Annotated in this window: 22 protein-coding genes; 20 read left to right on the top strand and 2 right to left on the bottom strand. The window is 50.9% G+C overall.

The genetic code is table 11. The features are described from left to right. Nucleotides 1-30: 30 nt before the first annotated feature. On the bottom strand, nt 31-990 hold the full coding sequence (locus DOQ08_RS03955) for a DMT family transporter (protein ID WP_114333578.1): 960 nt from the start codon (nt 988-990) through the stop codon (nt 31-33). Between the two features lie 215 nt (nt 991-1205). Here DOQ08_RS03955 and DOQ08_RS03960 point away from each other — a divergent pair, with 215 nt between their 5' ends. Continuing rightward, nucleotides 1206-1622: a helix-turn-helix domain-containing protein gene (locus DOQ08_RS03960; protein WP_114333579.1), complete on the top strand. Its 417-nt coding sequence runs from the start codon at nt 1206-1208 to the stop codon at nt 1620-1622. Between the two features lie 4 nt (nt 1623-1626). Here the strand turns inward: DOQ08_RS03960 and galU are convergent, their stop codons facing one another. After that, on the bottom strand, nt 1627-2463 hold the full coding sequence (gene galU / locus DOQ08_RS03965) for a UTP--glucose-1-phosphate uridylyltransferase GalU (RefSeq protein WP_114333580.1): 837 nt from the start codon (nt 2461-2463) through the stop codon (nt 1627-1629). Nucleotides 2464-2694: 231 nt separating this feature from the next. On the opposite strand from galU, the gene DOQ08_RS03970 reads away from it, so the two are divergent. The 19 genes from DOQ08_RS03970 (at nt 2695) to DOQ08_RS04060 (ending at nt 25244) form a co-directional block, all read left to right on the top strand. After that, on the top strand, nt 2695-3375 hold the full coding sequence (locus DOQ08_RS03970; RefSeq protein WP_114333581.1) for a GntR family transcriptional regulator: 681 nt from the start codon (nt 2695-2697) through the stop codon (nt 3373-3375). Between the two features lie 16 nt (nt 3376-3391). Then, nucleotides 3392-4276, top strand: coding sequence for a methylisocitrate lyase (gene prpB, locus DOQ08_RS03975; protein ID WP_114333582.1), 885 nt, complete (start codon nt 3392-3394; stop codon nt 4274-4276). 41 nt (nt 4277-4317) lie between these two features. Beyond that, nucleotides 4318-5451, top strand: a complete 1134-nt coding sequence (gene prpC, locus DOQ08_RS03980) for a bifunctional 2-methylcitrate synthase/citrate synthase (RefSeq protein WP_114333583.1) — start codon at nt 4318-4320, stop codon at nt 5449-5451. Between the two features lie 111 nt (nt 5452-5562). Beyond that, the gene (acnD, locus tag DOQ08_RS03985; RefSeq protein ID WP_114333584.1) at nt 5563-8187 is read left to right on the top strand and encodes a Fe/S-dependent 2-methylisocitrate dehydratase AcnD; all 2625 of its coding nucleotides are present in this window, start codon (nt 5563-5565) and stop codon (nt 8185-8187) included. Nucleotides 8188-8294: 107 nt separating this feature from the next. Continuing rightward, nucleotides 8295-9473: a 2-methylaconitate cis-trans isomerase PrpF gene (gene prpF / locus DOQ08_RS03990; protein ID WP_114333585.1), complete on the top strand. Its 1179-nt coding sequence runs from the start codon at nt 8295-8297 to the stop codon at nt 9471-9473. 49 nt (nt 9474-9522) lie between these two features. Further along, a complete protein-coding gene (prpD, locus tag DOQ08_RS03995; protein WP_114333586.1) occupies nt 9523-11007 on the top strand; it encodes a 2-methylcitrate dehydratase in 1485 nt (494 codons plus the stop codon). A gap of 174 nt (nt 11008-11181) precedes the next feature. Further along, nucleotides 11182-12594, top strand: coding sequence for a TIGR03013 family XrtA/PEP-CTERM system glycosyltransferase (locus DOQ08_RS04000; protein WP_114333587.1), 1413 nt, complete (start codon nt 11182-11184; stop codon nt 12592-12594). Nucleotides 12595-12658: 64 nt separating this feature from the next. Then, nucleotides 12659-13303, top strand: coding sequence for an XrtA/PEP-CTERM system exopolysaccharide export protein (locus DOQ08_RS04005; protein ID WP_114333588.1), 645 nt, complete (start codon nt 12659-12661; stop codon nt 13301-13303). A gap of 37 nt (nt 13304-13340) precedes the next feature. Further along, nucleotides 13341-14858, top strand: coding sequence for an XrtA system polysaccharide chain length determinant (locus tag DOQ08_RS04010; protein ID WP_114333589.1), 1518 nt, complete (start codon nt 13341-13343; stop codon nt 14856-14858). Next, nucleotides 14858-15652, top strand: a complete 795-nt coding sequence (locus DOQ08_RS04015) for a P-loop NTPase family protein (RefSeq protein ID WP_227537475.1) — start codon at nt 14858-14860, stop codon at nt 15650-15652. The genes DOQ08_RS04010 and DOQ08_RS04015 overlap by 1 nt, the downstream gene beginning before the upstream one ends. Beyond that, the gene (locus DOQ08_RS04020; RefSeq protein WP_227537476.1) at nt 15645-16934 is read left to right on the top strand and encodes a porin family protein; all 1290 of its coding nucleotides are present in this window, start codon (nt 15645-15647) and stop codon (nt 16932-16934) included. Before DOQ08_RS04015 ends, DOQ08_RS04020 begins: the two co-directional genes overlap by 8 nt. A 30-nt stretch (nt 16935-16964) precedes the next feature. Then, complete coding sequence (locus tag DOQ08_RS04025) at nt 16965-17864, top strand: XrtA system polysaccharide deacetylase (RefSeq protein ID WP_114333590.1); 900 nt, start codon at nt 16965-16967, stop codon at nt 17862-17864. Continuing rightward, nucleotides 17861-19018 (top strand): glycosyltransferase family 2 protein, encoded by a 1158-nt coding sequence (locus DOQ08_RS04030; protein ID WP_114333591.1) that lies wholly within the window; start codon nt 17861-17863, stop codon nt 19016-19018. The genes DOQ08_RS04025 and DOQ08_RS04030 overlap by 4 nt, the downstream gene beginning before the upstream one ends. Before the next feature lie 26 nt (nt 19019-19044). After that, a complete protein-coding gene (locus DOQ08_RS04035; protein WP_114333592.1) occupies nt 19045-19797 on the top strand; it encodes an FkbM family methyltransferase in 753 nt (250 codons plus the stop codon). A gap of 126 nt (nt 19798-19923) precedes the next feature. After that, nucleotides 19924-20370 carry a hypothetical protein gene (locus DOQ08_RS04040; RefSeq protein ID WP_114333593.1) on the top strand — a complete coding sequence of 149 codons (447 nt, stop codon included), beginning with the start codon at nt 19924-19926 and terminating at the stop codon, nt 20368-20370. Next, complete coding sequence (locus DOQ08_RS04045) at nt 20367-21479, top strand: glycosyltransferase (RefSeq protein WP_114333594.1); 1113 nt, start codon at nt 20367-20369, stop codon at nt 21477-21479. Before DOQ08_RS04040 ends, DOQ08_RS04045 begins: the two co-directional genes overlap by 4 nt. Beyond that, on the top strand, nt 21476-22507 hold the full coding sequence (locus tag DOQ08_RS04050; protein WP_114333595.1) for a glycosyltransferase family protein: 1032 nt from the start codon (nt 21476-21478) through the stop codon (nt 22505-22507). Before DOQ08_RS04045 ends, DOQ08_RS04050 begins: the two co-directional genes overlap by 4 nt. Next, nucleotides 22494-23804, top strand: coding sequence for a hypothetical protein (locus DOQ08_RS04055; RefSeq protein WP_114333596.1), 1311 nt, complete (start codon nt 22494-22496; stop codon nt 23802-23804). The genes DOQ08_RS04050 and DOQ08_RS04055 overlap by 14 nt, the downstream gene beginning before the upstream one ends. A gap of 171 nt (nt 23805-23975) precedes the next feature. Continuing rightward, on the top strand, nt 23976-25244 hold the full coding sequence (locus DOQ08_RS04060; RefSeq protein WP_165823601.1) for a glycosyltransferase: 1269 nt from the start codon (nt 23976-23978) through the stop codon (nt 25242-25244). Nucleotides 25245-25249: the final 5 nt, after the last annotated feature.

Genomic DNA, 25249 nt, shown 5'->3' on the forward strand with positions numbered 1-25249 from the left:
GACGAAATATACTGATTATCCCGTTACTGGTCAACTACTTTGAGGCGTATTTTTCATTTTCACTAAGCCTTTAAGCGCGCGGCGCAAGGCATTCCAGCGGTTGACCAATAACGCAGCAAATATAAGGCCGCATCCGCCGATCTGGAGGAGAGTCATACTCTCGCTAAACCATACTGCGGCAAACAGCGCGACCCATACCGGTTCTAATATAAGAATCACCACTCCATGACTGTGTGCTGACAGGCTCTGAGCATAGGTTTGCAGCAAAAAACGACCCGCGGTGGCGATGATGGCGCTGGCCAGTACCCACACGTATAGAATAGGCGGCGGATTGGTGAGGGTGGCTGCCCAAGGTTCGGTGATGGCGGATTCCGCTAGGGTGACTGCGCCTACGGTCAGAAGTGCCATGGCGGTGAGCGGCAGGGCGGGTACTTTCTTTTTCTCGATGGTTTCGCCGTGCTTGTTTACCACGGTCCGTTGGTTAGCGGTGCGGGTGTTCAAAGTGAAATAGAGCGCGAAGATAAACGCGGCCATCACAAAGTAAAGTTGGCCCGGGTCTGGTCGGAAGCCGTTTTCCAGTGAAAGCAGGGCCAGGCCCGCTACCGCAATGGGTATCGCTAGCCATGTGCTTATGGGCTGCGCTTCACCAAACACTACCCTTGCCAGGATGGGCACAATCACAACGCCCAAACTGGTCAGGAAGGCGCCTTCGCCCATGCTGTCGCCGTGAAAAAGCCCCATAATCCAGCAGGTCATGGCAATTCCGAACACTGCGCCGACACCAATGCTGCGTTGAATCTGATCCATGCTCAGGCGGCGCAAAGACGGCAAAGCCAACAGAAACAGTACGCCGCCAGCAATTAAAAAGCGGATTGCCATAAACAACAGCGGTGGCATCATGAGTACCGCTTCTTTCGAAAACATCCAGCCGACTGCCGCAAGAAGAGTGACGACAACCAAAAGAAGGTCGGATTTGTGAGCGTCAGACATGATTGAGTAAAGCCTGCATCGATAAAAAAGGTGGCCCAATTTATCGTTAGGTCGCTAAAAAAGAAAGCAGCGAAAACCGAGGGGAGGCGCCATGTACGTGTCAGTACGTTGTGCCTAAAGCGACATATACGATACATTTCGTCATAATGTTCGCTATCACGAAAAATACTCCGTGGCTCTGATAGGGTCGCGTCTAACAGGTCAGAGGCAACAGGATGCGGTACCTGCAATCATTTCATCGTCGCTTACGCTATCTACGCGAAGCGGGCCAGCTATCTTGTTCCGACATTGCCGTCATGTGCGGTGTAGAGGAAGCGGTGGTTCAGCGTTGGGAAGCCCCGGAGTTAAAGCAACGTAGATACCCGGGCGTGGCCGAACTGCTGGATTTGTGTGTAAAAACAGAAACGCCTCTCGAGCAATTGCTGGACATGAACGAGGACAGCGACGCTGATCAGATGGAGTTGCCGGGTTTGGTTGTCAGTAACGGTGACGGTCTGGCGGAGGCGCTGAAAGAGTTGGAGCAGGAAATAGAACGCGTACAACTGTCAGACGAAGAAATGGAAATTCTGCGCCGGTTCCGCAAAGCCTCAACGGATAACCGGCGCATGGTGTTGCAGTTGTTAGGGGGCTAACCCCTTACTTGCCTTTCTTGTAGATGTTTTCGTACACGTAGTTGGTGGCGTCAACAAAGCCATCAATGCTTCCGCAGTCGAAACGTTTGCCTTTGAATTGATACGCCAGCACGCAGCCGTTCTTGGCTTGTTCCAGCAAGGCGTCGGTGATTTGTACTTCGCCGTTTTTGCCTGGAGGAGTGCGCTCCAGAATGTCGAAGATATCCGGGGTTAAAATATAGCGGCCAATGATGGCGAGGTTGCTCGGCGCATTCTCGGGCGCAGGCTTCTCAACCATGTCGGTGATGCGGTACAGGCCGTCTTTCATGGATTCACCGGCGATCACGCCGTACTTATGGGTTTCGTCCATAGGCACTTCTTCAATAGCGACAATCGAGCAGCGGAACTGGTTGTACAGTTTCACCATCTGGCTCAATACACCGTCGTCGGCTTCCGGGCCCACGCAAAAGTCATCGGCCAGCACCACTGCGAACGGGTTGTCGCCGACCAGGTTGCGGCCGGTCAGAATGGCATGTCCCAACCCTTTCATCTCGCTCTGGCGGGTGAAGGCGAAGGTGTTGTTGTCAATCAAATCGCGGATGGAGGTCAACAGGCCTTCTTTGCCTGTACCGGCGATCTGATGTTCCAGCTCGTAACTGATGTCGAAGTGGTCTTCGATTGCACGCTTACCACGGCCCGTCACGAAACCAAACTCGTGTATGCCAGCGTCGGCGGCTTCCTCTACGCCGTACTGAACCAGCGGCTTGTTAACAACCGGCAGGATTTCTTTGGGCATGGCCTTGGTGGCCGGGAGGAAGCGTGTGCCATAACCGGCAACGGGGAAGAGACACTTCTTGATCATAGGGTTCATCCTTTATTCGATTCGGGCTTGTTGGGAGCCTTCCCACAAAGTGCGCTAAGTGTAGCGAAGTTGTGCGCCTAAATGGAGGGTTTAGCGGGTATAAAGAGAGGGCGGCTCGTTTTCGGCCGTCGATCTGCTAACAATTAGACTTTAGCCGCAAGGTGTATTGTTGACAATCCGGCTATTCAGGCGTAGTTTTCGAACCATCATAACTCGGATTGTTAACAAAACATGGCTGAAGTTCAGTTGCAAACACAAACCCGTGCCGACGAAGCATTCGATTGTTTGCAAACGGCGATCGTTAAAGGTGATTTGGCGCCGGGTGAGAAAATCGGAGAGGTCGAGCTTTGCTCTCGGTTCAACCTGACGCGTGGGCCACTTCGTGAAGCGCTGGGTCGGTTGGAGTCTCGCGGTTTGCTAGTGCGCCGGCCTCATGCCGGAGTCAAGGTAGTTTCTGTCAGTGCGGATGAGTTGATCGAGCTGTATCGGATTCGTGAAGTGATGGAAGGCTTGGCGGCCAGGCAGGCAGCCGAACGCATGACCGATGAAGAAATCCGGGACTTACTCGCGACGCTGGATAGCCATGAAGCGATGATCGAAGAAGCGCAAGGGCAAGCCTATTATCAGGCAGAAGGCGATTACGACTTCCATCACCGAATTGCCACCGGAAGTCGAAACACCAAGTTGGCCCAGATGCTCTTGGGTGACCTTTATTACATGGTACGAATGTACCGTTACCGGTTAAGTACATCCGCCGGGCGCCCCCATATGGCGCTGGGTGAACACCGCAGTATCGTCGAAGCCATTGCACAACGCGATGGTGAACTCGCCGAATTTCTAATGAAAAGACACATCAACGCCGCCCGTCAAAATATTGAGAAAAAGATTCAAGAAGGCGTTCTAACCATCTGATTAAGAGGTAATTGTTATGGCTAAGCTTTCCGCAGGTGCTCGTTTTCGCAAGGCTCTGAAAGAAAACCAACCGCTGCAGATCGTTGGTACGATCAACGCCTACGCGGCCATGATGGCTGAGCGGGTAGGGCATCAGGCCATTTACCTGTCAGGTGGTGGTGTTGCTAACGCTTCCTACGGCCTGCCGGATCTGGGCATGACCAGCATGAACGACGTTGTAGAAGACGTTCGCCGTATTACCGCAGCTACGGATGTTCCGCTGTTGGTCGACATCGACACGGGTTGGGGCGGCGCATTCAACATTGCCCGCACCATTCGCGAAATGGAACGTGCAGGCGCGGCCGCTGTTCACATTGAAGATCAGGTTGCCCAGAAGCGTTGTGGCCACCGCCCGAACAAGGAAATTGTTTCGAAAGAAGAAATGGTGGATCGTATCCGAGCAGCAGCCGATGCTCGTGAGGATAAAGATTTCTTCATCATGGCCCGAACCGATGCCTTCCAGAAAGAAGGTCTGGAAGCTGCCATTGATCGTGCGAAAGCCTGCATCGAAGCCGGTGCGGATGGCATCTTCGCCGAAGCAGTCCACGAGCTGTCTGACTATAAGGCCTTTGCCGAAGCCATCGATGCTCCGATTCTCGCGAACATCACCGAGTTCGGTGCGACGCCTCTATACAACAAGGCTGAGCTGGCCGAAGCTGGCGCGGCGATGGTTCTGTACCCGCTGAGTGCCTTCCGTGCGATGAACAAAGCAGCGCTGACCGTGTACCAGAACATTCTGGAAAAAGGTGATCAGAAAGACGTAGTAGACTTGATGCAAACCCGCATGGAACTCTACGACTTCCTGAACTACCACGACTTCGAGCAGAAGCTGGACGAATTGTTCACTCAGAAAAAAGACTGAATCGTTAAAACTCTAATAACTGAACATTGAGGGAGACCAACATGGCTGAAGCAAAGAAACTAGGTGGAGCAGGTCTGCGTGGCCAGGTAGCTGGTGAAACTGCGTTGTGTACTGTGGGTAAAACCGGAGCGGGCCTCACCTATCGTGGCTACGACGTAAAAGATCTGGCAGAGCATGCTCAGTTCGAAGAAGTGGCGTACCTGCTGCTGCGGGGCAAATTGCCGAACCAGCAAGAGCTGGATGCCTACAAAACCAAACTCAAGAGCCTGCGCACACTGCCGGATGCTCTGAAAACGGTTCTGGAGCAAATCCCGAGCAATGCGCATCCGATGGATGTGATGCGTACCGGTTGTTCCATGTTGGGTAACCTGGAAACCGAAAACGATTTCAGCGAGCAGGACGATAAAATCGACCGCATGCTGGCGGCGTTCCCGGCGATCATTACTTATTGGTACCGCTTCGCTCATGAAGGCGTGCGCATCGATACCGCGAACAGCGAATCCGATTCCATTGGTGGCCTGTTCCTGGAGTTGTTGCACGGCAAGAAGCCGAGCGAGCTGCATGAGCGTGTAATGAACGTGTCGTTGATTCTGTACGCAGAGCACGAATTCAATGCCTCCACCTTTACGGCTCGCGTATGCGCCTCAACGCTGTCAGACATTCACAGCTGTGTGACCGGCGCGATCGGCTCTTTGCGTGGTCCGCTGCACGGTGGTGCCAACGAAGCCGCTATGGAATTGATCCAGCGTTTCAAAACCCCGGATGAAGCCGAAGCCGGCCTGATGGGCATGCTTGAGCGCAAAGAAAAGATTATGGGCTTCGGCCACGCGATCTACACCGATTCGGATCCCCGTAACGGTATTATCAAGCAGTGGTCCGAGAAGCTGGCGCAAGAAGTGGGCGATACCGTTCTGTACCCGGTTTCGGTTCGTTGTGAAGAAGTTATGTGGCGCGAGAAGAAGCTGTTCTGCAACGCGGATTTCTTCCACGCCTCGGCTTATCACTTCATGGGCATCCCGACCGAACTGTTTACGCCCATCTTCGTGATGTCGCGAGTATCCGGTTGGACCGCGCACGTGAAAGAGCAGCGTGCCAAGAACCGTATCATCCGCCCAAGCGCGGACTACACCGGCCCGGAAAATCAGGAATGGCTGCCGATCGAAAAGCGCAGCTAAAGGCCCGGCAATCAAAGGGATTTACTGACTCCCCGCAGGGGTCTGTCCCCTCGGGGGGGCAGACCCCAACCGTATTTTGCCTGAGCCGATCTCCGAATTAGAGGACACGAGATGAACACCGAATACAGAAAGCCGCTTCCGGGTACTGACCTGAAGTACTACGACACCCGCCAGGCTATTGAAGACATTCAGCCCGGCGCCTACGCCAAACTGCCGTACACATCGAAGATTCTGGCTGAACAACTGGTTCGTCGATGCGACGCCGAATCACTGACTGATTCCTTGAAGCAACTGATTGAGCGTAAGCGCGATCTCGACTTCCCGTGGTATCCGGCGCGTGTGGTTTGCCACGATATTCTTGGCCAGACAGCATTGGTTGACTTGGCCGGCCTGCGTGATGCCATCGCCGAGAAGGGCGGTGACCCCGCCAAGGTAAACCCGGTTGTTCCGACCCAGCTGATTGTGGACCATTCCCTGGCGGTTGAAGCCGCGGGTTGTGACCCGGATGCTTTTGAGAAAAACCGTGCGATTGAAGAGCGCCGAAACGAAGATCGTTTCCACTTCATCAACTGGACACGCACCGCTTTCCGCAATGTGGACGTGATTCCGGCTGGTAACGGCATCATGCACCAGATCAATCTGGAGAAGATGTCTCCGGTGATCCAGAATCGCCCAGATGAAGACGGGCATCCGATTGCCTTCCCGGATACCTGTGTCGGCACCGACAGCCACACCCCGCACATCGATGCGCTGGGTGTTATTGCGATAGGTGTGGGTGGTCTGGAAGCTGAAACGGTTATGTTGGGTCAGCCATCCATGATGCGCCTGCCGGACATCGTAGGTGTGAAACTGACCGGCAAGCGCCAGCCTGGCATCACCGCAACCGACATCGTTCTGGCCATTACCGAATTCCTGCGCAAAGAACGCGTTGTTGGCGCGTATCTGGAGTTCTTTGGAGAAGGTGCCTCCAGCCTGACCATCGGCGACCGGGCTACCATCTCCAACATGACACCGGAATACGGTGCCACCGCGGGTATGTTCTACATCGACGAACAGACCATCGATTACCTGAAGCTGACCGGCCGTGAGCCAGAGCAGGTTGATCTGGTTGAAAAGTACGCGAAAGAAACCGGCCTGTGGGCCACTGAAATGACCGAGGCCCAGTACGAGCGTGTGCTGGAATTTGATCTGTCTACGGTTGTTCGTAACGTGGCTGGCCCGTCCAACCCACATCGTCGTGTGGCAACGTCAGAGTTGGAAGAGCGTGGAATTGCCGTAAATCTGGACAAGGCCCTGGAAGAAGAGAAAAAAGGCCTGATGCCGGATGGTGCTGTCATTATCGCGGCGATTACGTCTTGCACCAACACCTCGAACCCCCGCAACGTGGTAGCAGCGGGTTTGTTGGCGAAAAAAGCCAACGAGTTAGGCTTGGTCCGCAAGCCGTGGGTGAAGTCTTCCTTTGCACCGGGCTCCAAAGTGGCTCGTCTGTATCTGGAAGAAGCCGGCCTGCTGCCAGAAATGGAAAAGCTGGGCTTCGGTATCGTGGCCTACGCCTGCACCACCTGTAACGGTATGTCTGGCGCGCTGGACCCGAAAATCCAGCAGGAAATCATCGACCGCGATTTGTACTCCACCGCCGTACTGTCAGGTAACCGTAACTTCGATGGCCGTATCCACCCGTATGCCAAGCAAGCCTTCCTGGCATCACCGCCGCTGGTTGTGGCCTACGCCATTGCCGGTACCGTGCGCTTCGACATCGAGCGGGACGCCTTGGGTTACGACAAAGACGGCAAGCCGGTTACTTTGAAAGACCTGTGGCCTTCTGATGAAGAAATCGACCGCATCGTTGGCGAGTTCGTGAAGCCCGAGCAGTTCAAAGAAGTCTACATCCCGATGTTCAATCTGGATGCCGTAGAGCAAGCCAAGAGCCCGCTGTACGACTGGCGCCCGATGTCTACCTACATCCGTCGTCCGCCATACTGGGAAGGTGCATTGGCGGCAGAGCGGACCATGAAAGGCATGCGCCCGCTGGCGGTTCTGGGTGACAACATCACCACCGACCACCTGTCGCCGTCTAACGCCATCATGATGGACTCGGCTGCTGGCGAATACCTGCATAAAATGGGCGTGCCGGAGGAAGACTTCAACTCCTACGCAACGCACCGTGGCGATCACCTGACCGCTCAGCGTGCGACCTTTGCCAACCCGAAACTGTTGAACGAAATGGTTCGGGATGAAAACGGCGAAGTGAAGCAGGGCTCACTGGCTCGCATTGAGCCGGAAGGCCAAGTGACCCGTATGTGGGAAGCTATTGAAACCTACATGGAGCGCAAGCAGCCACTGATCATCGTTGCCGGTGCGGATTACGGCCAGGGTTCCTCCCGTGACTGGGCGGCCAAGGGCGTTCGTCTGGCCGGTGTGGAAGTGATTGTCGCGGAAGGCTTCGAGCGTATTCACCGTACCAACCTGGTTGGCATGGGCGTACTGCCGGTGCAGTTCCGTGAAGGCGACACTCGCCACACCTACAACATCGACGGTACTGAAACCTTCGATGTGAAAGGCGAAATCGCCCCGGGTGCGGAGCTCACGCTGGTGATTAACCGTAAAAACGGCGAGTCCGTAGAAGTCCCTGTTAAGTGTCGTCTGGACACCTTCGCTGAACTGAACATCTATTCAGCGGGTGGCGTACTCCAGCGCTTCGCCCAGGACTTCCTGGAAGCCGAAGGCGCCGCGTAAACAACGAGTAGAGTTCTAGCTCTGACTCCGATGCCAGATTGGCAAAGGGGTCTGACCCCTCGGGGTCAGACCCCACCCATCCAAATGCTTTCAAAGAGAGGCATTTCATGAGTTTCCCCCAACAAATTAAAGTACCTGCGACCTACATGCGTGGCGGTACCAGTAAAGGCGCGTTCTTCCGTCTGCAAGACCTGCCAGAAGCTTGCCAGGTGCCGGGTGAGGCCCGCGATAAGCTATTGCTGAGAGTCATCGGCAGCCCCGATCCCTACGAGAAGCAAATCGACGGTTTGGGCAACGCCACTTCCAGTACCAGCAAAACCGTGATTCTCGCGGCACCGACTCAACCGGACCACGACGTGGATTACCTGTTTGGTCAGGTGTCCATCGACAAGCCGTTTGTTGACTGGAGCGGTAACTGCGGCAACCTGACGGCGGCTGTCGGCGCCTTTGCTATTAACGGCGGTTTCGTGGACCAAGAGCGAATCCCCGAAAATGGCATCTGCACCGTTCGCATCTGGCAAGCGAACATCAAGAAAACCATCGTTGCCCATGTACCCATCACCAACGGTGAAGTACAGGAAACCGGCGACTTTGAGTTGGACGGGGTGACATTCCCCGCAGCCGAAGTGAAGATCGAGTTTATGGACCCAGCCGATGGCGAAGGCTCCATGTTCCCAACGGGTAATCTGGTAGACGATCTGGACGTCCCGGGCGTAGGCACGCTCAAAGCGACCATGATCAACGCCGGTATTCCCACGATCTTCGTGAACGCGGAAGACATTGGTTACAAAGGCAGTGAACTTCAGGGTGACATCAACAGCGACCCGAAAGCACTGGCCATGTTTGAAACCATTCGCGCCCACGGTGCGTTGAAAATGGGCTTGATCAACGACATCGCTGAAGCGGCTAATCGCCAGCACACGCCGAAAGTGGCGTTTGTCGCTAAGCCGGTGGATTACGTATCGTCCAGTGGCAAGCAGATCAAGGCATCGGAAATTGACCTGCTGGTACGGGCCATGTCCATGGGCAAGCTGCACCACGCCATGATGGGCACGGCGGCGGTGGCTATCGCTACGGCATCGGCTATCCCGGGCACATTGGTGAACCTGGCAGCTGGCGGTGGTGACCGTACTGAAGTGACTTTTGGCCATCCTTCAGGCACCTTGCGCGTAGGCGCGGAAGCCAAAGAAGTGAATGGCCAGTGGACTGCAACCAAAGCCATCATGAGCCGCAGTGCGCGGATTATCATGGAAGGTTGGGTGAGGGTGCCTCAAGACAGTTTCTGAACTAAGCTGAGGCATACCCTGACGATTCCGGAAATAGGAGGATTTTGCCATGGGAGCCAACGTAGACCAGAACACACGTCCTGATTACGATGAGGTGTTACAGGAAATTGCGGACTATGTCCTCAATTACCAAATCGACAGTGACGAGGCATGGGAGACTGCCCGTTACTGTTTGATGGACACCCTTGGCTGCGGGCTTCTCGCCTTAAAATTTCCGGAATGCACCAAACACCTTGGCCCCTATGTGGAGGGCACCGTGGTTCCCCACGGGGCCAGGGTGCCCGGCACGCCGTATCGGCTAGACCCTGTCAAAGCCGCATGGGACATCGGCTGCATCGTCCGTTGGTTGGACTATAACGATACCTGGCTGGCGGCCGAATGGGGCCACCCCTCTGATAACCTCGGTGCCATTCTCGCGGTTGCCGATCACCTTTCCCAAAAACGTGTTGCTAACGGGCACGCGCCCCTTGCCATGAAAGCGGTGCTGGAAGCCATGATCATGGCCCATGAAATTCAGGGCGTTCTCGCTCTGGAAAACTCGTTTAACCGGGTCGGGCTGGATCACGTAGTACTAGTAAAGGTTGCCTCCACCGCCGTCAGTGCCAAATTGATGGGGGCGGATAGGGAACAAATGCTCTCGGCTTTGTCCCACGCCTGGGTAGACGGGCAATCCCTTCGCACATACCGCCACGCCCCCAACGCCGGCTCACGAAAATCTTGGGCGGCGGGTGATGCAGCATCACGGGGTGTGCGCCTGGCTGACATCGCCATGCGGGGCGAGATGGGTGTGCCCGGAGCACTGACTGCCAATCAGTGGGGGTTTTACGATGTATTGTTCAGTAAAACCAACCGCGATCAGGCGTTAAAGCCGGATGCGCTCCGGAAGTTCTCATTACCGCAGCCCTTTGGCTCTTACGTGATGGAGAACGTGCTGTTCAAAATCTCGTTCCCGGCGGAGTTCCATGCCCAAACCGCGGCCGAGGCCGCTGTGAAACTTCACCCGGAAGTGAAAGGCCGGCTCGATGAAATTGACCGCATCGAATTGACCACCCACGAATCCGCCATACGCATCATCTCCAAGCAAGGTGAATTGGCCAACCCGGCCGACCGGGATCACTGTTTGCAATACATGACCGCCGTGCCACTGATCTTTGGCAACCTCACCGCCGAGCACTACGAAGACAGCTTTCACCATGCCCATCCCGAAATCGATCAACTTCGCGACAAAATGCAGGTGATCGAAGATGAGCGGTACACCCGAGAGTATCTGGAGCCAGACAAGCGTTCCATCGCGAACGCCATTCAGGTGTTTTTCACCGATGGCAGCAGCACGGAAAAGGTGGCGGTGGAGTACCCGATTGGGCATCGGCGCAGACGGGAAGAGGGCATGCCGCTATTGGTGGAGAAATTCGAGAGCAGCTTAAAGACCCGATTCGTGCCTCGAAAGTGCCAGGCGATCATGGCCAGTTGTGCGGACTTAGGGGCGCTGGAGGTTATGCCGGTGCATGAGTTTGTGGGGTTATTTGGGGAGTAAATCGGAGGCTTGTGCCTCTGCGTTTTGTAACGCAATTGTAAAACAAAATCAAATCTCACCCATGAGATGATTGAAGTTTCAACTAATTGACGTACAATCTTGTTACGGTTTGTTACGGTGTGTAGCAAAGGACGCTAGCAGTACAGTGTAGTATGAACCGCACAAGGAGATGGCGTGGCCCACGTCAGGTTGTTCAGACACTATATCCACCTGCCTTTTGTTATTCTTGGCTTGATTGACTTTGTTGTCATAAGCCTCGCATTTTCACTGGCGGCTTTTTTCCGCTTTTTCGGGGAAGTGGATTTCTTTGCTGAAAGTTTTCTCTTCGTTCTTCCCTCAATTCTTGTTTTCGCGTTAGCCAATCTTATTGTGATGATCGCGCTCGGTGTGCACGAAGCCAGCGTTGAAGAAGGCATGTCCGGAATGATGCTGCGCACCATCATGGCCATGATTCTTGCTATTCCAGTTCATGGGTTTGCTTATTTCATTGCTGATGATTGGCTTTGGTATCTTGGCAGTTTTGGTGTGCTTACCTCGGCAACCGTGCTTTCCATCTTTTCACTGGGCATTGTTCGTGTCCTGTTTTTTGCCATGGTTGGCAGCGATGTCTTCAAGCGGCGCGTGTTGGTGCTGGGCGCCGGGCGCCGGGCAAAGCAGATGCTTGAAGATCTCACCACCCCCTTCAATCGAAAAGGTTTCAAACTGGACGGTTTCGTGCCCATGCCCGATGAGCAGGTGCAAGTGGCCGAGGAGCATCTGCTGAATGTCCCCGTTACGCTCCACGATTATGTGTTGCGCCATCCGGTGAGGGAAATTGTGGTTGCAGTAGATGACCGGCGGGGAGGGCTCCCAATGGAAGACCTTCTGGAGTGCAAGATGGAAGGCGTGCAGATCATCGACGGGGCGAGTTTTTACGAACGGGAATCCCGAAAGGTCGCGCTGGAAATGATCACGCGGGGTTGGCTTGTGTTCTCGGATGGCTTCACCGTTTCTTCAGTTTACGGCGCAGGAAAACGCGGCCTGGACATCCTGGCTGCCTGCACTTTGCTGCTAGCCACTTTCCCGATCATGTTGCTGACAGCGCTTGCGATCAAGATAGAAGATGGATTGAAAGCACCTGTGCTCTATAGCCAGGAGCGAGTGGGGCTGAATAACCGGGTCTTTCGTGTTTATAAATTCCGGTCTATGACAACCGATGCGGAAAAGCATGGTGCGGTATGGGCCAAAAAGAATGACTCCCGGGTTACGCGAGTCGGTGAGTTTATCCGGAAGGTTCGAATCGATGAACTTCCGCAAATTTTTAATGTGCTCAACGGAACAATGGCTTTTGTTGGGCCTCGCCCAGAGCGGCCGGTGTTCGTGGAACAGCTCTCGGAAAGCATCCCGTTTTACTCGGAGCGGCATCGTGTAAAGCCCGGTGTGACCGGGTGGGCACAATTGTGTTTTGCCTATGCAGATAACGAGGAAGATACCCGAGAAAAGCTCAGGTATGACCTATACTACATCAAGAATCAAAGCCTGCTTCTTGATCTTCTGGTTATTATTCAGACAGTCGAAGTGGTGTTGTTCAAGAAAGGATCACGGTAGTTTCGGGATAAAGCTTTACCCGGGACATGGAATGAAGCACGGACCTCAGACGCGAGGATATAAGATGTCACGGAAGTATCTCTCCCAAGGGCTTATTGTCTCTTTGTTGGCGGTAGCGTTGTTTTCCGGCTGTGCCGGCCCATCCGCCTCATCTCCTGAAAAAATTCAACGTGCGCTCGCGGTCGAAACCCGAGACAGCGTTGATCAGTACATCCTTGGAGCGACCGATGTCGTTCAAGTGTCGGTATGGCGAAACGATGATCTGAGCATTGCCGTTCCCGTTCGGCCGGATGGCAAAATCTCGGTTCCTTTGGTTGGTGATGTGCAGGCCAGCGGGCGCACACCGGAAGAGTTGGCCAGTAATATCAAAGCGTCACTGGCTGAATATATACGAGAACCGCAGGTCAGCGTGGTGGTCACTTCCATGGGTAGCCACGAATTCACCGACAGGGTTCGGGTAACGGGCGCGGTTCGTCAGCCCCTATCCGTGCCACATCGCAGTGGAATGACGGTGCTGGATGTTTTTCTAAGCGCAGGCGGAGCGAACGAGTTCGCGTCTTTGAATGACGCCATGCTTTACCGGAAATTAGATGGCGAGATTGTCGCCATTCCCGTCAACGTTGATGACATCCTGAGTAAAGGCGAAGTAACCACCAATTATTCCATGCGCCCCGGGGATATTCTCACCATTCCTGAACGGCGGTTTTGATGGGCGGTTCCTTCGGAACACACAAGGTTAAATAGATATGGCATTACCGCTCTCACAGATACCGCAGGAAGTTATCAGGGAGGTACGCAACCGTAAATGGCTTGCGTTCTTCCTGTTTGTTGTCGTGAGTTTTGCGATTCTTGGTGCGGGCTTTTTGTGGCCTTACAAATACCAGTCGGATGTCATCATTTTTGTTGATGATCAGAACATTATTACCCCGCTCATGGAAGGCAGGGCAGTTACAACGGAAATAAACGATCGAATCTCCGCCGCGAGGGAGCTTCTGCTCAGCCGGAGCGTGATCGAGAAGGTGGCTGTTGATCCCAGCATCTTTGAAGGTGAGCCTTCAGACCAAGAGTCGATCGAAAAACGAATCGCTTATGTGCGATCAGGCGTTACCATTCGCCCTCGAGGAGACAGCTATTTCAGTATTGGTTTTATCTCCACTTCTCAAATGGAGTCTTTCCGAACCGCCCAGCGCCTTGCCCAGTTGTTTATCGAAGAAACCAAAGACCGTAAGCGGATTGAAAGTCGTGGTGCCTACGAGTTTATTGATAAACAGGTAAAAGGGTACGAACAGCAGCTGACTCAGGCTGAAAACCGGCTTAAGCAGTTTTTGTCGGAACATAATGATGGAACCGAACAACAGGGCAATGCCCGTATGGCACAGCTTCGGAATCAGCTTGAATTGGCCAAGCTGGAGCAAGAAGAGCTGATAACCCGAACTGCCTCACTGGAAGATCAGCTGGCCGGGGTGCGCCCGACTATTCGACAGGGGCGAAGCCAGGATAGCTATAGCGAGAGAATTCGAATCCTTGAAGAGCGGTTGGATTCGCTGAGACTGCAATACCACGACACCTATCCCGATATTGTTATTCTTCAAGAGCAACTTGCGGAGCTTAGAAAGCAACAACGAGCAGCAGCACGGCGGCCTAACACTCGTCGGAGCTTGGCCGGCGAAGATGCCGTTAATCCCCTATATCAAGAACTCAGCGCTGCGCTCTCAACGACTCGGGCTGATATGGCCACGGTTAAAACCCGCATCTCTTCTCTCGAGAAACTGATGGAAGAGCAGACGCTCAGAATGGAGCGGATCCAAGCTAACAAAGCGCGTTATTCCGAGTTAACCAGAGATATGGAAGTGAATCGTGAAATATACGATGACTTGCTGAAGCGTCGGGAAAAAGCGCGAGTTTCGATGCATTTGGACATTGAAGGGCAGGGCCTGAATTACCGTATTAACGAGCCTGCTCAGTACCCTCGAGAGCCTAAAGGCCCTAAGTTCTCAATGTTCGCAATTGCAGGGCTGTTGTTAGGCATGGCCGCCCCTTTCGGAGCGCTAGCGGGTGTTCTCCAGGTTGACCCGCGCATACGAGCTTCTAAACAGCTGGAAGATGATATCGGGCTTCCTGTGCTCATCGAAATTCCTAAAGTGCGAACGCCTTATGAAAAGCGCATCGATCGCAAGGTGACGCTACTTGTGGGTGTTTTCGCGCTCTTGGCCGCCGTTATTTACATTGCTGTTGTCGTACTTGCTTATCTGGGAGTGGTTTGATGCCTGAACAAAGGAACCTGCAGCCCGAGATGCAGAAGCGCGACGAAGAAGATTCTCGTTTGCTGGTACCCAGTTCGCTTGAATTGGGGCCGGGTGCTGTCGATAAATATGTGATTAGCAAACAGATCGTCCGGATGCAGGAACCCCGAAAGTTAACACCGGATGACCTGGACGAACGGCGGGTAATATATCCGGAATCTCGTGACCGGGCCTTGGTCAACCGATTCCGGAGTTTAAGAACCAAGCTGCTAGAGCTGTCCGGAGGAAACAACTTCACGCTGGTTGTCAGTGGTGCAAGCCCCGGTGCGGGCACTTCCTTCGTGGCACTAAACTTGGCGGCCGCCTTTGCCTTTGATCAGTCGAAAACTGCTTTGATCATCGACTGCAACCTTCGAGATCCATCTCTACATAGTACGCTGGATGTTATGCCGGAAACGGGATTAACCGACTTCCTTGATGATCCAGACTTTGATATCGCCCGAATTCTCTATCCCACCGGTATCCCTCGCCTACGTTTGATTCCGGCCGGAAGCCGGCGAGAAACTCCCGGCGAATTCTTTACCTCGTTTCGCATGAAGCAGTTTTTGCAGGCGGTTCGCCGGCGTTACCCGGATCGCTTCATTGTTTTGGATACGGCACCCATCTCGGAATCGCCAGACGCACGCATTCTCACTGAGCTTTGTGATTACGCCATGCTTGTGGTGCCTCACGGCAAAATTACAGCCACTACTGCGGAAAATGCAGCAATGGCGTTCAATCCCGACAAATTCGTTGGAGCTGTGATCAATGGATAGGCCGCAGAACGTGAGGGTTCACCGTAGCATAGCCCCAATGATTTTGGTGTTGGCAGTGGCCGGTACATCGATGCCGAGTGCTCAGGCTCAAGTAGAACTTACCGGAGGCTTGGATTCCAGGTATACCGACAACGCGAGCAAGGCCAGCCGAGATGAAGAGAGTGATCTCGAGTCTCGGGTATATATCAAAGCTGATTACACCAGTGATCCAGGGCGTTGCAACGCGACATTTTCCGGAACACTGGGCTATTCAAACTGGTTGGACGGTACCTTTGATGACGAAGCCTATGGAGAGATGGACTTTCTTGGCGACTGCGAATTAGCCAATCAGCTGTACTGGGATGTGGCTAATACCCTTCGTGAAGTGACCCAGAGTAGCCGGTCAAGCGATACGCCGGATAACCGCACCCGGAAAAACGTGTTTAGCACCGGGCCAAGATACAACTGGCGAATTAACGAGACAAATTGGCTCACTCTTTCCACACGCTATGAGAACACCGAGTTTTCTGAAGGAGATACAAGCGACACGGAACGTTATCTGGGATCCGCCGCTTGGAACCATGCCTTCAGTAAAACCTTCAATGGCGGCTTGAGCGCCAACTATAGCCGTACCGAATACGATACCGGCGCTGAAGTTGACGTCAAAACAGTCAACGTGACGTTCAGCAGAAACTGGCCGACCATGGATGTGTCGGGCGCAATAGGTGTGAGTGAAATTGAAACCAAGGCCGGGAATTCATCGCAATCCAGTGATGGGGTTGTGGGTGAACTAACTCTTCAAAGAGCGCTTACCCCCAGCTCGGATTGGTATCTGCGCGCAGCCCATCAATTAACGGACAGAACCTCGAATCTGGACTTCGTGTTCGAAAATTTCCAGTTCAGCTTGGAAGATTCGATCACCGTTGAGACGACGACGGTTTCGACGGGCGTTGACAAGCGCTTCTCCAATGGCGCTACGCTGAACGTCGAGCTTTATGGCAACCAATCTGACTATATTGATGACCCTGAACGCGAAGATGGTGGTGGCATGAACCTCAGGTACGGTCGGCCGATTGCTGAGCGCACCACAGGGTATCTTGGGCTGGGGTACGACTATTTAACATACGCCAGCGACGAGTTGGATGAACGGATTACACGGATCGAAGTGGGGGCCGAACACCAGGCTTCCAGCGATTTGAGCCTAACAGCGAAAGTTGGCCATCAAAACAAGGTCAGTGATGCACCCACCAGTGAGTATGACGAGAACTGGGTGTTGTTTGGTTTGGAATACCGATTCCGTTAACACGCACAGGATGTGCGAGAGGCTTGCACTATGACGCAGCGAATTCAGAATGCATTAACCATTGATGTGGAAGACTACTTTCAGGTTGCTGCGCTAGCGGAAGCCGTAAATTACGATGATTGGTCTAGCATGGAGTATCGGGTTGAGGCCAACACCGATCGAATACTCAAGCTATTTGACGAGGCTAATGTAAAAGCCACCTTCTTTACTCTGGGATGGGTGGCTGAACGTTCCCCCGAGCTGGTTAGGCGCATCGCCGCTGCCGGACATGAAGTCGCCAGCCATGGGTATAGCCACCAGCTAATTTACAATCAAACGCCCGAAGTATTCCGTGAAGAAACCATCCGATCAAAAGGAATCCTTGAGGACATTATTCAAGCTCCTGTAACCGGTTACCGCGCAGCCAGTTACTCCATCACGAACGAGTCGCGATGGGCGCTGGATATTTTAGCCGAGCAAGGCTTCACTTGGGATTCCTCAATCTTCCCGGTACATCACGACAGATACGGCATGCCCGGCACCCCAAGATGGCCGCATCGCTTAACAACCGATAAAGGTTATGAACTTGCGGAATTTCCGCTCAGCACCCTAAAACTTCCTGGCTACACCTTACCCATTGCGGGTGGTGGATATTTTCGCCTATTTCCGTACTGGTTCAGCCGAATGGGACTGGGGTCGATTAATCGCCAAGGGAAGCCATTTGTGTTTTACCTTCACCCGTGGGAAGTCGATCCGGACCAACCTCGGCTTGACGTTAAATGGTTCTCGCGATTCCGTCATTACAATAATCTGGATGTTTGTGAGCAGCGGCTTGCCCAATTGCTGACAGACTTCAGCTTCACGACTATGAGCGAAGTTCTAGAGAGTGAAGGGGTTCTTGATCCAGCACCTGCACAAACTGCTCCTCGCACCGTAACAGGGATGGCATGATGGTTGCGCTGTTCTGGATTTCATTCTTGGGATTGGTTTACATATATTTTGGCTATCCAATCTGCATCAAACTGGTGGCATCCGCACGACCTTTGCCAGTGAACAAAAGCGCCGCTCACCTGCCGAAAGTCTCGATTCTTATCGCGGCCTATAACGAGGCCAACGATATTGAAGCAACCCTCAGGAACAAGCTTGGATTGGACTATCCCGCCGAGCAATTGGAAATCCTGGTTGTATCGGATGAGTCGGACGATGGAACCGACGAGATAGTTCAGGCGGTTGCAGCTGATGCGCCTTTCCCAATCAAACTGTTCCGTCAGGTACCGCGCCAAGGCAAGACTGCGGGCCTCAACCTTATCAGCCAACATGCGAAAGGTGACATCCTCGCGTTTTCGGATGCCAATTCCGAGTGGGATTCGCAGGCCTTGAAGGCACTAGTGAGCAATTTCAATGACCCTTGTGTGGGCTACGTAACCGGAAAAATGGTCTACGTGAACCCGGAGGGTGCCTTGATAGGCGACGGATGCAGCGCTTACATGAAATATGAGAACTGGCTGAGAGCGCAAGAAACTCTGGTGGGTTCCGTGGTGGGCGTTGATGGTGGCATTGATGCCATGCGTAAAGAACTGCATTCTGAGTTGAGTGCTGATCAGTTGCCCGACTTCGTTCAGCCACTCAAAGTGGTTGAACAGGGATACCGCGTTGTATACGAGCCTGATGCTTTGCTTAAGGAAGAAGCATTGAGTGACGGAGGAAGCGAATTCAGCATGCGGGTGCGGGTAAGCCTGCGTGCGCTGTGGGCGCTCAAAGACATGAAACAGCTCATGAGCCCGACCAACGATCCAGTGTTTGCCTGGCAGCTTATCTCCCACAAATTGCTTCGCTACGCAGCCTTTGCACCAATGGTAACCCTTGCGATTGCAGCGATTTATCTGGCTCCCGTTAAAGGCTTCTATGCCTTGGCGGCCACAGGTTATGCGCTTTTTCTGTATTTTGCATGGTTGGGTCACAAGAAACAAAGCAGGGCTCAAGCTCTTCCTGCGTTTTATGCGTTGCCGTACTACTTCATGCTGTTAAACCTAGCATCTTTCCAGGCGTTTGTTGCTTTCTCTAAAGGGGAGAAGAAGGTGATTTGGAGCCCGAGGAAGGGGTGATAAGTATTTCTTTGAAGGAGTAAATAATGAAGCAACTGGTAACGAAATTTATTAAACGGCATCCCAGATTATATGACTTTGTAAACAATAAAAGAACTACGCATGGAGAGTTAGGAGAGTGGTTAAACTCACTGGAAAAATTTGGCCCTATTAATTTCATACAAGTTGGGGCTTCAGATGGTTTGCGGTGGGATCCACTTAGGAAACATATTGTCAAGAATAAATGGAGAGGTGTTTTGGTAGAACCTCTACCATTAGTATATGAGCTTTTGAAGAAAAATTATTACTATTTTTCCAAGAACGATAATCTTCAGTTCGTGAATGCAGCAATTTCCCATCAGACTGGGGGCACTTTGAAATTTTGGTCTTGTTCGAAAAAGTTTCTTGAAGGAATGGATATTGATCAGCAACTGTTTTGGCTGAGAATGTCCTCAGTTGATGAAAATTTCATAGCTGGAAAAATTGAGACAATTACAAATAAAACAGTAACAAATGATTGTATTGTAAATTTTAATACGCCCATATTAACAATTTCTGAGATTGTTAAGTGTTATTTGAACGGTACATCTCCAGATCTGATATTTATCGATGCGGAAGGGCATGATGACTCTGTAATATATGGGATATCATTTGAGCTGTATAAGCCCCGCTGGATTGTGTTCGAGTCAACAGCATTAGGTCTTGATCGCAGTAGAAAGCTCTTAGATTTTTTGACGGAGAAAGGTTATTTTGTCAATGTGATGGGGAGTGATACATTAGCGTCTCTAGAGTCGTCTTAGGTATGGTCGTAAGGAATAGGTTTAGTTTTATATTTTGTTTCTCGTGTTTGTTTGATAAGTGAATGTTTTAGATTCGGAATTTGAAGATTTCCTGTTAGAATAAAATATAAGTTGTAGGTTAGTTTTATGGAACCTCAGGTATTTCGAAAGGATGAGGTCTATAGTGTTGGTGGCAACGAATGCAGCATGCGCGTGCCTGTCGGCTTTCGTGCGCTCTGGGCGCTGAAAGATATGACGCAGCTAATGAATCCTATCACGAAACCGCGGTTTTTCTGGCAGGTTATTTGCTCTAATCTGGCTCGTTGCGCCACCTTTGCACAGTTGTTAATGCTAGCGATTTTGGCTTGGTATCTGGCTCATGTTAAAGCGCTCTATGTATTAAACGCAGTAGGTTACGCACTGTTTCTCTATTTCGCGTGGGCGGGCTACCAGAAAGAGAAGCGCGGGCAATCTCTATCTACGGTTATTGCACTTTTCTATTGCTTAATTTTGCTTAATCTGGCTTCGTTTCAGGCATCGTTTCCATCCCTGAAGGGCGAAAAAGAGGCTGACTTGAATGCGAGGAACGGATGATGAGGGTCTTTCACGTTACCGCTAGTGGAGGGTTGTTCGGCGCTGAAAAGGCTCTTATTGACCTCGCTGCTACACAGGCGAGAATTGGGTTGGACGTGACAATTGTTAGCCTTAACACCGGGGATGGCTCTGATACCGTTGAGAAAGAATTTTCACGAAATAACCTCAAATATCTTTCAATCCCATTCGAAGAAAAAGTAAGTCGGCGGCAGGTCTCGGGCCTGAAGGCTCTGTTCGAAAAAGGGCGTCCGGATATTATTCATGCCCATAACTACAAGGCGAATATCTATTCAGTATTGTGCAAGCCAAAGGGAAATACTTGTAGATTGGTTTCTACTGCGCATGGCTACCTTTTGCCTCCCATATTCAGCGCATTGCGAATCTACTATTTTCTGGATCGAAAATTCCTTAGAAAATATGATCATATTGTATGTGTTTCAGATCGAACCAAGCAAAGCCTTAAAACTTCTTTAAAGGGTTCTGTGCCAATATCCGTAATAAGGAACGGAATTTCCAGTTTTAGTGATGCCGGTGAGCTAAATATTGAAAATTCAGATGTTCGGTTCGAGGAAAACAGATTTAATCTGATTTGTGTTGGAAGATTGTCGCCCGAAAAAAATTTTTCCGAGGCGATAAAAATTTTCAGTCATATTCTGGAAGCTGCGCCCAATTCGCTTTTGTGGGTTGTTGGTAATGGACCGGAGTTGGGTGCTTTGAGGCAGTTGTCGGACAGGCTAGGGCTGGGGGAAAAAGTCACCTTTCTGGGCTACAGAACGGATGCGGAGGTACTAATTAGGTGTGCAGATATGCTGATGATCTCGTCAAAATCGGAAGGCCTTCCTATCACGTTGCTAGAGGCGATGAAAAACTCAACAATCGTTGCGTACCGTGACGTAGGTGACATTGACTATGTGTTGAATGGCGGAGAGTTTGGTTGTCGGCTGGATGGACCGCCCGAGAAGTGCGCGAAGGACATAGTCGATTTGCTTCAGAATGATGAAAAGCGCAAGTTGATGGTTCATGGAGCAGGTCGAAGGCTGATTGCTAAATTTAGCGCTGAGAATATGGAAAAACTGTATCGAGAAGTCTATCAGATGGTGATGCAATGAAAGTCAATGAAGAAGAAAAGAATATTTGGCTTTCGTGGGAGCATCAAAGAAGAAACCGGTCGTTAAGCAAATGTCTTGGTTTTGAGTTGTTCGAACTGGTTAGTGATAAGGGTATGCTCGCAAGATACTGCGAGCTAGCTATTAAAACCACTGTTTTGTTGTTAAGAGTTAAGCCTGACAATGTTGTTTGCCAGAATCCTTCAATTGTATTGGTAACACTCTGCATTATTCTTAGGGCCTTTCTGAAGTATACACTTATTATTGACTGCCATAATTCTGGATTATATCCGAAGGAGGGGGCGTACAGAATTCTTAATTATGTTTTTATAAAAGTTAACGCCATCGCCGATATTGTTATTGTATCGAATGAAAATTTAAAAGAAAAATTCAAAAGCTACTTCGAAGTCATTTTGGTGATTCCGGATCCTTTGCCAGATCGAGATAGCTACTACACTGCTGGCAGTCGCCATATCATCGATGCAAATCACTGGAATCTGGATGGTGATGTGAAGTTTTTGTTCATATGTAGCTGGGCGCAAGATGAACCATACAATGAGGTGATAGAAGCGTTCGCAGATCATCGACTCTCCGGAGTTTCGTGTTACATCACTGGCAGCCCTGGCCATTCCCTGAAAGGGACTAGGATACCCAAAAACATTTCTCTTACCGGATTTATTTCCGACGAGGACTACTTTGATTTGCTGTGCAAATGCGACGCAGTTCTGGTGTTAACAAATAGAGATGATTGCCTGACATGTGGAGCTTACGAGGCGCTTGCGGTCGGGAAGACTGGTATACTCTCTGATAGTGAAATGATGAGAAGCACGTTCGGTGAAGGTTATCTTTATAGCAAACCGGAAAAAGACGATATTTTAAATAATGTTTTGTTATTGGCTGATAATATAGAGTTTTTCTATGCTGGAGTAAGGGCTAGTAAATCAGGTTTCAATGACAAGTTACTGAAAAGCCTGCAAAAATTCAAAGATGCTGTTTTCAGAGCAAGGGGCAAAAGTCATGAAATTCAATAATGAGTTGATTCCGTGGAGCGCCAAGGTTCTGGGACTCCCAGCACTGTTCATCGCAGCATCTGTTTCTGCAGCTCCCTCCATCGGCAACGTGGAAGGTGAAATCAAGCCAGAAGGCAAGATCGTTATCTCTGGTAAGTCCTTCGGCGATAAAACGAATGATCGTCCTTTGTTCTATTGGTCTGCGAATAATGGAATCCTGCCGAGAACTGATTTGGCGCGCCAGGGCTGGTCAGGAAGCTCTTTCAATGGGGAGATATCAAAAAAGGTTGTTCATCCTACGTCTAAAGCGAGTGTGGCTTGGGATCACGGGGCGTCCTCGGGTAAGGCGTTAGAGTGGGTTGATTACAATAGTTCTCATGTTTATGTATTTCGTAAGAAACTCTCAGATTTTGACACTACTAAAGATCTAGCAATTCGTACCCGTTTTGATCGGCTTAGTGGGGAGTTTAGGGAAGGTCAGTTAGTTCGTGGCTTAACTTCAGGAGCTACTGGAATTATTGAGAGCGTGAATGTTAATTCTGATAATACTAGTGGTTCTATCTTCTATAAAAATGTTGAAGGAAGTATAAATTCGGAACCTCGTAACGATTTTATGTATGGGGAAAAGTTAGTTTCTGATACTGCCGCTGCGCGTAATAGTGAGGGTACAGATATATACCCCACTGGGACATATAGGACCTTTAATTATAAAATTATTCGGTTCTGGGCGGAGAAGACAATTAATAATGTATTCGTTGGCCCTGATCATCAGGGTGCATATGAAATGAAAATGACGCCCGAGTATACATCCGGCTCGATATGGTCTAATGATTGGCAAAGTATTAAAAGGATGACTCCAGGAAAATGGCTCACTGAGGAGTTTCTCGTTTACTCTGGCTCAATTGATCAGAACGACGCTCGCCTAGTTGTGCGAACCGATGGCGTTCTGAACTTTGACCAATTATTCAAAGCGAGAACTAGTGAAAGGCCTGGTCGCTATGATCGAGTGGCTCAAAGCCAAGTGTCTAATGGCGCACAAAAGGGATCATTTATCTATTATGACAGTCTATATGTAGATGACTCTTGGCATCGAATAATTTTTTGTGATAGGCCAAAATATGATGAATGTTCCAACGTAGAGATATTGATCCCCATCGAATGGGATAATCAAAAAATTGTAGCCCAGTTTAGAGAAAGTTTAATTCCGTCTGGTCCATTATATTTGTATGTGTTAGATGGCGATAATATGGTAAATCCAACAGGTTATCCGCTTCCATTAGCTGCAAGCCCCTCTAAAGTTGAATTGATGGTGGAATAGTAAGGGTCGCATTTTCTTTGGGCTTTATATTGTGACGAAAGCGGGGCTCCAGATACGCGTATAGGCGAGCATCATGTTTGCTCTTCGAATTAATATAAACAGATTATGATTGCGGTTCATGTCAAGGAAGTTTTAATTTTTTATGTAGTAACTGATCTCTTGAGGTTGTTTATGACAGGGAAGTTGGTGCGAGAAACACTTAATTTTGCGCGCGAATTAGATCTTTCGGGCTGGCGGTTCATGGTAGGTAAGTGGCGCAGCCGTATTATGAGCCTTTTTACAATAGATCCTGAGGGTAGGCTATCTCAGCTAGCGGGACATTTAGCTCATTTTCCGAGAAATTGGTCAAATAAAATTGAGTTAGTAGAGGCTCGAAAATTAGCTGTTAGTCTCAATCGTTCGGTAGAGCGCTCGCGGGCCGTATCTCTGTCGTACTGTGCGGTGATTAAGTGCTACGTCTCGAATACCGAAAAAGGGATTTTGTTAGTTTCTTTTGAGAATCAGTTGGCCCAGTTGGTTGACTTCGGCGGTATTGATCGGGTTCTCGCTCGGTATCAGCTTGTTTTTATCCCTTCATGGAGTGGCCTGTACTCAAAAGAATTGTTCAGGTTGGTCGCTGCAGCTGATCAACAGCCTGTCTTTGTTATGCCAGTTCATAGTCATGAGTTGGAGCTGGTCCCAACTCTTGGCGCTAATTGTCACTCGCTCCCATTTAATGCGGCCAGCTGGGTTAATCCTGCGTTCTTTGATGGGCCAGCTCAACCAAGAGATATTGACTGCCTGATGGTTGCAAATTTCGCAAGTTTCAAAAGGCATTGGTTGTTATTCAAGGCGTTAAAGGGGTTGCCTAAGGATATTAAGGTTACCTGTGTGGGTGTTCCGCTGGGTTCCCGGACCGCTGAGAGCATTCGTCAGGAGGCAGCGGAATACGGGGTATCGGATCAGGTAACGATAGTTGAGGATCCGAGTCAGGAAGAGCTGAGACGATATTTTCGGATGGCCAAGATGTTCTGTGCGATGTCTTACCGAGAAGGGTCGTTTATTGCCGTTGCCGAGTCTCTGATGTCTGGCACCCCTGTGCTCATGTTCAGCAATGCGCATATTGGTACTAAAACCCTGATCAATGAAAAGACTGGCGCACTGGTGAAGTCTGTCAGGGAGTTACGGCAGAAAATACTGGAGTACAGGAACTTTGAAGGGCACGATCAGGTTCGACAGACTGCGATAGATAATATCAGTGCACAGGCTAATTCCCGTAAACTTAACGATATGCTCCGGGACTGGTCAATCAATAATGGCAAGGCCTGGACGGTTGATATAGAACCATTCTACAGCCAGCGACTCGACTTTCATTATTTTAATGATGAAAGTCGTGATCGTCTGGCTGATGATTACAGGTATTTATCCGAGCTAGGTGTCCGGTTTCCGAGGTTTTCTTAATTCCA

Source organism: Marinobacter litoralis (genome assembly GCF_003336705.1).
Lineage (GTDB): Bacteria > Pseudomonadota > Gammaproteobacteria > Pseudomonadales > Oleiphilaceae > Marinobacter > Marinobacter litoralis.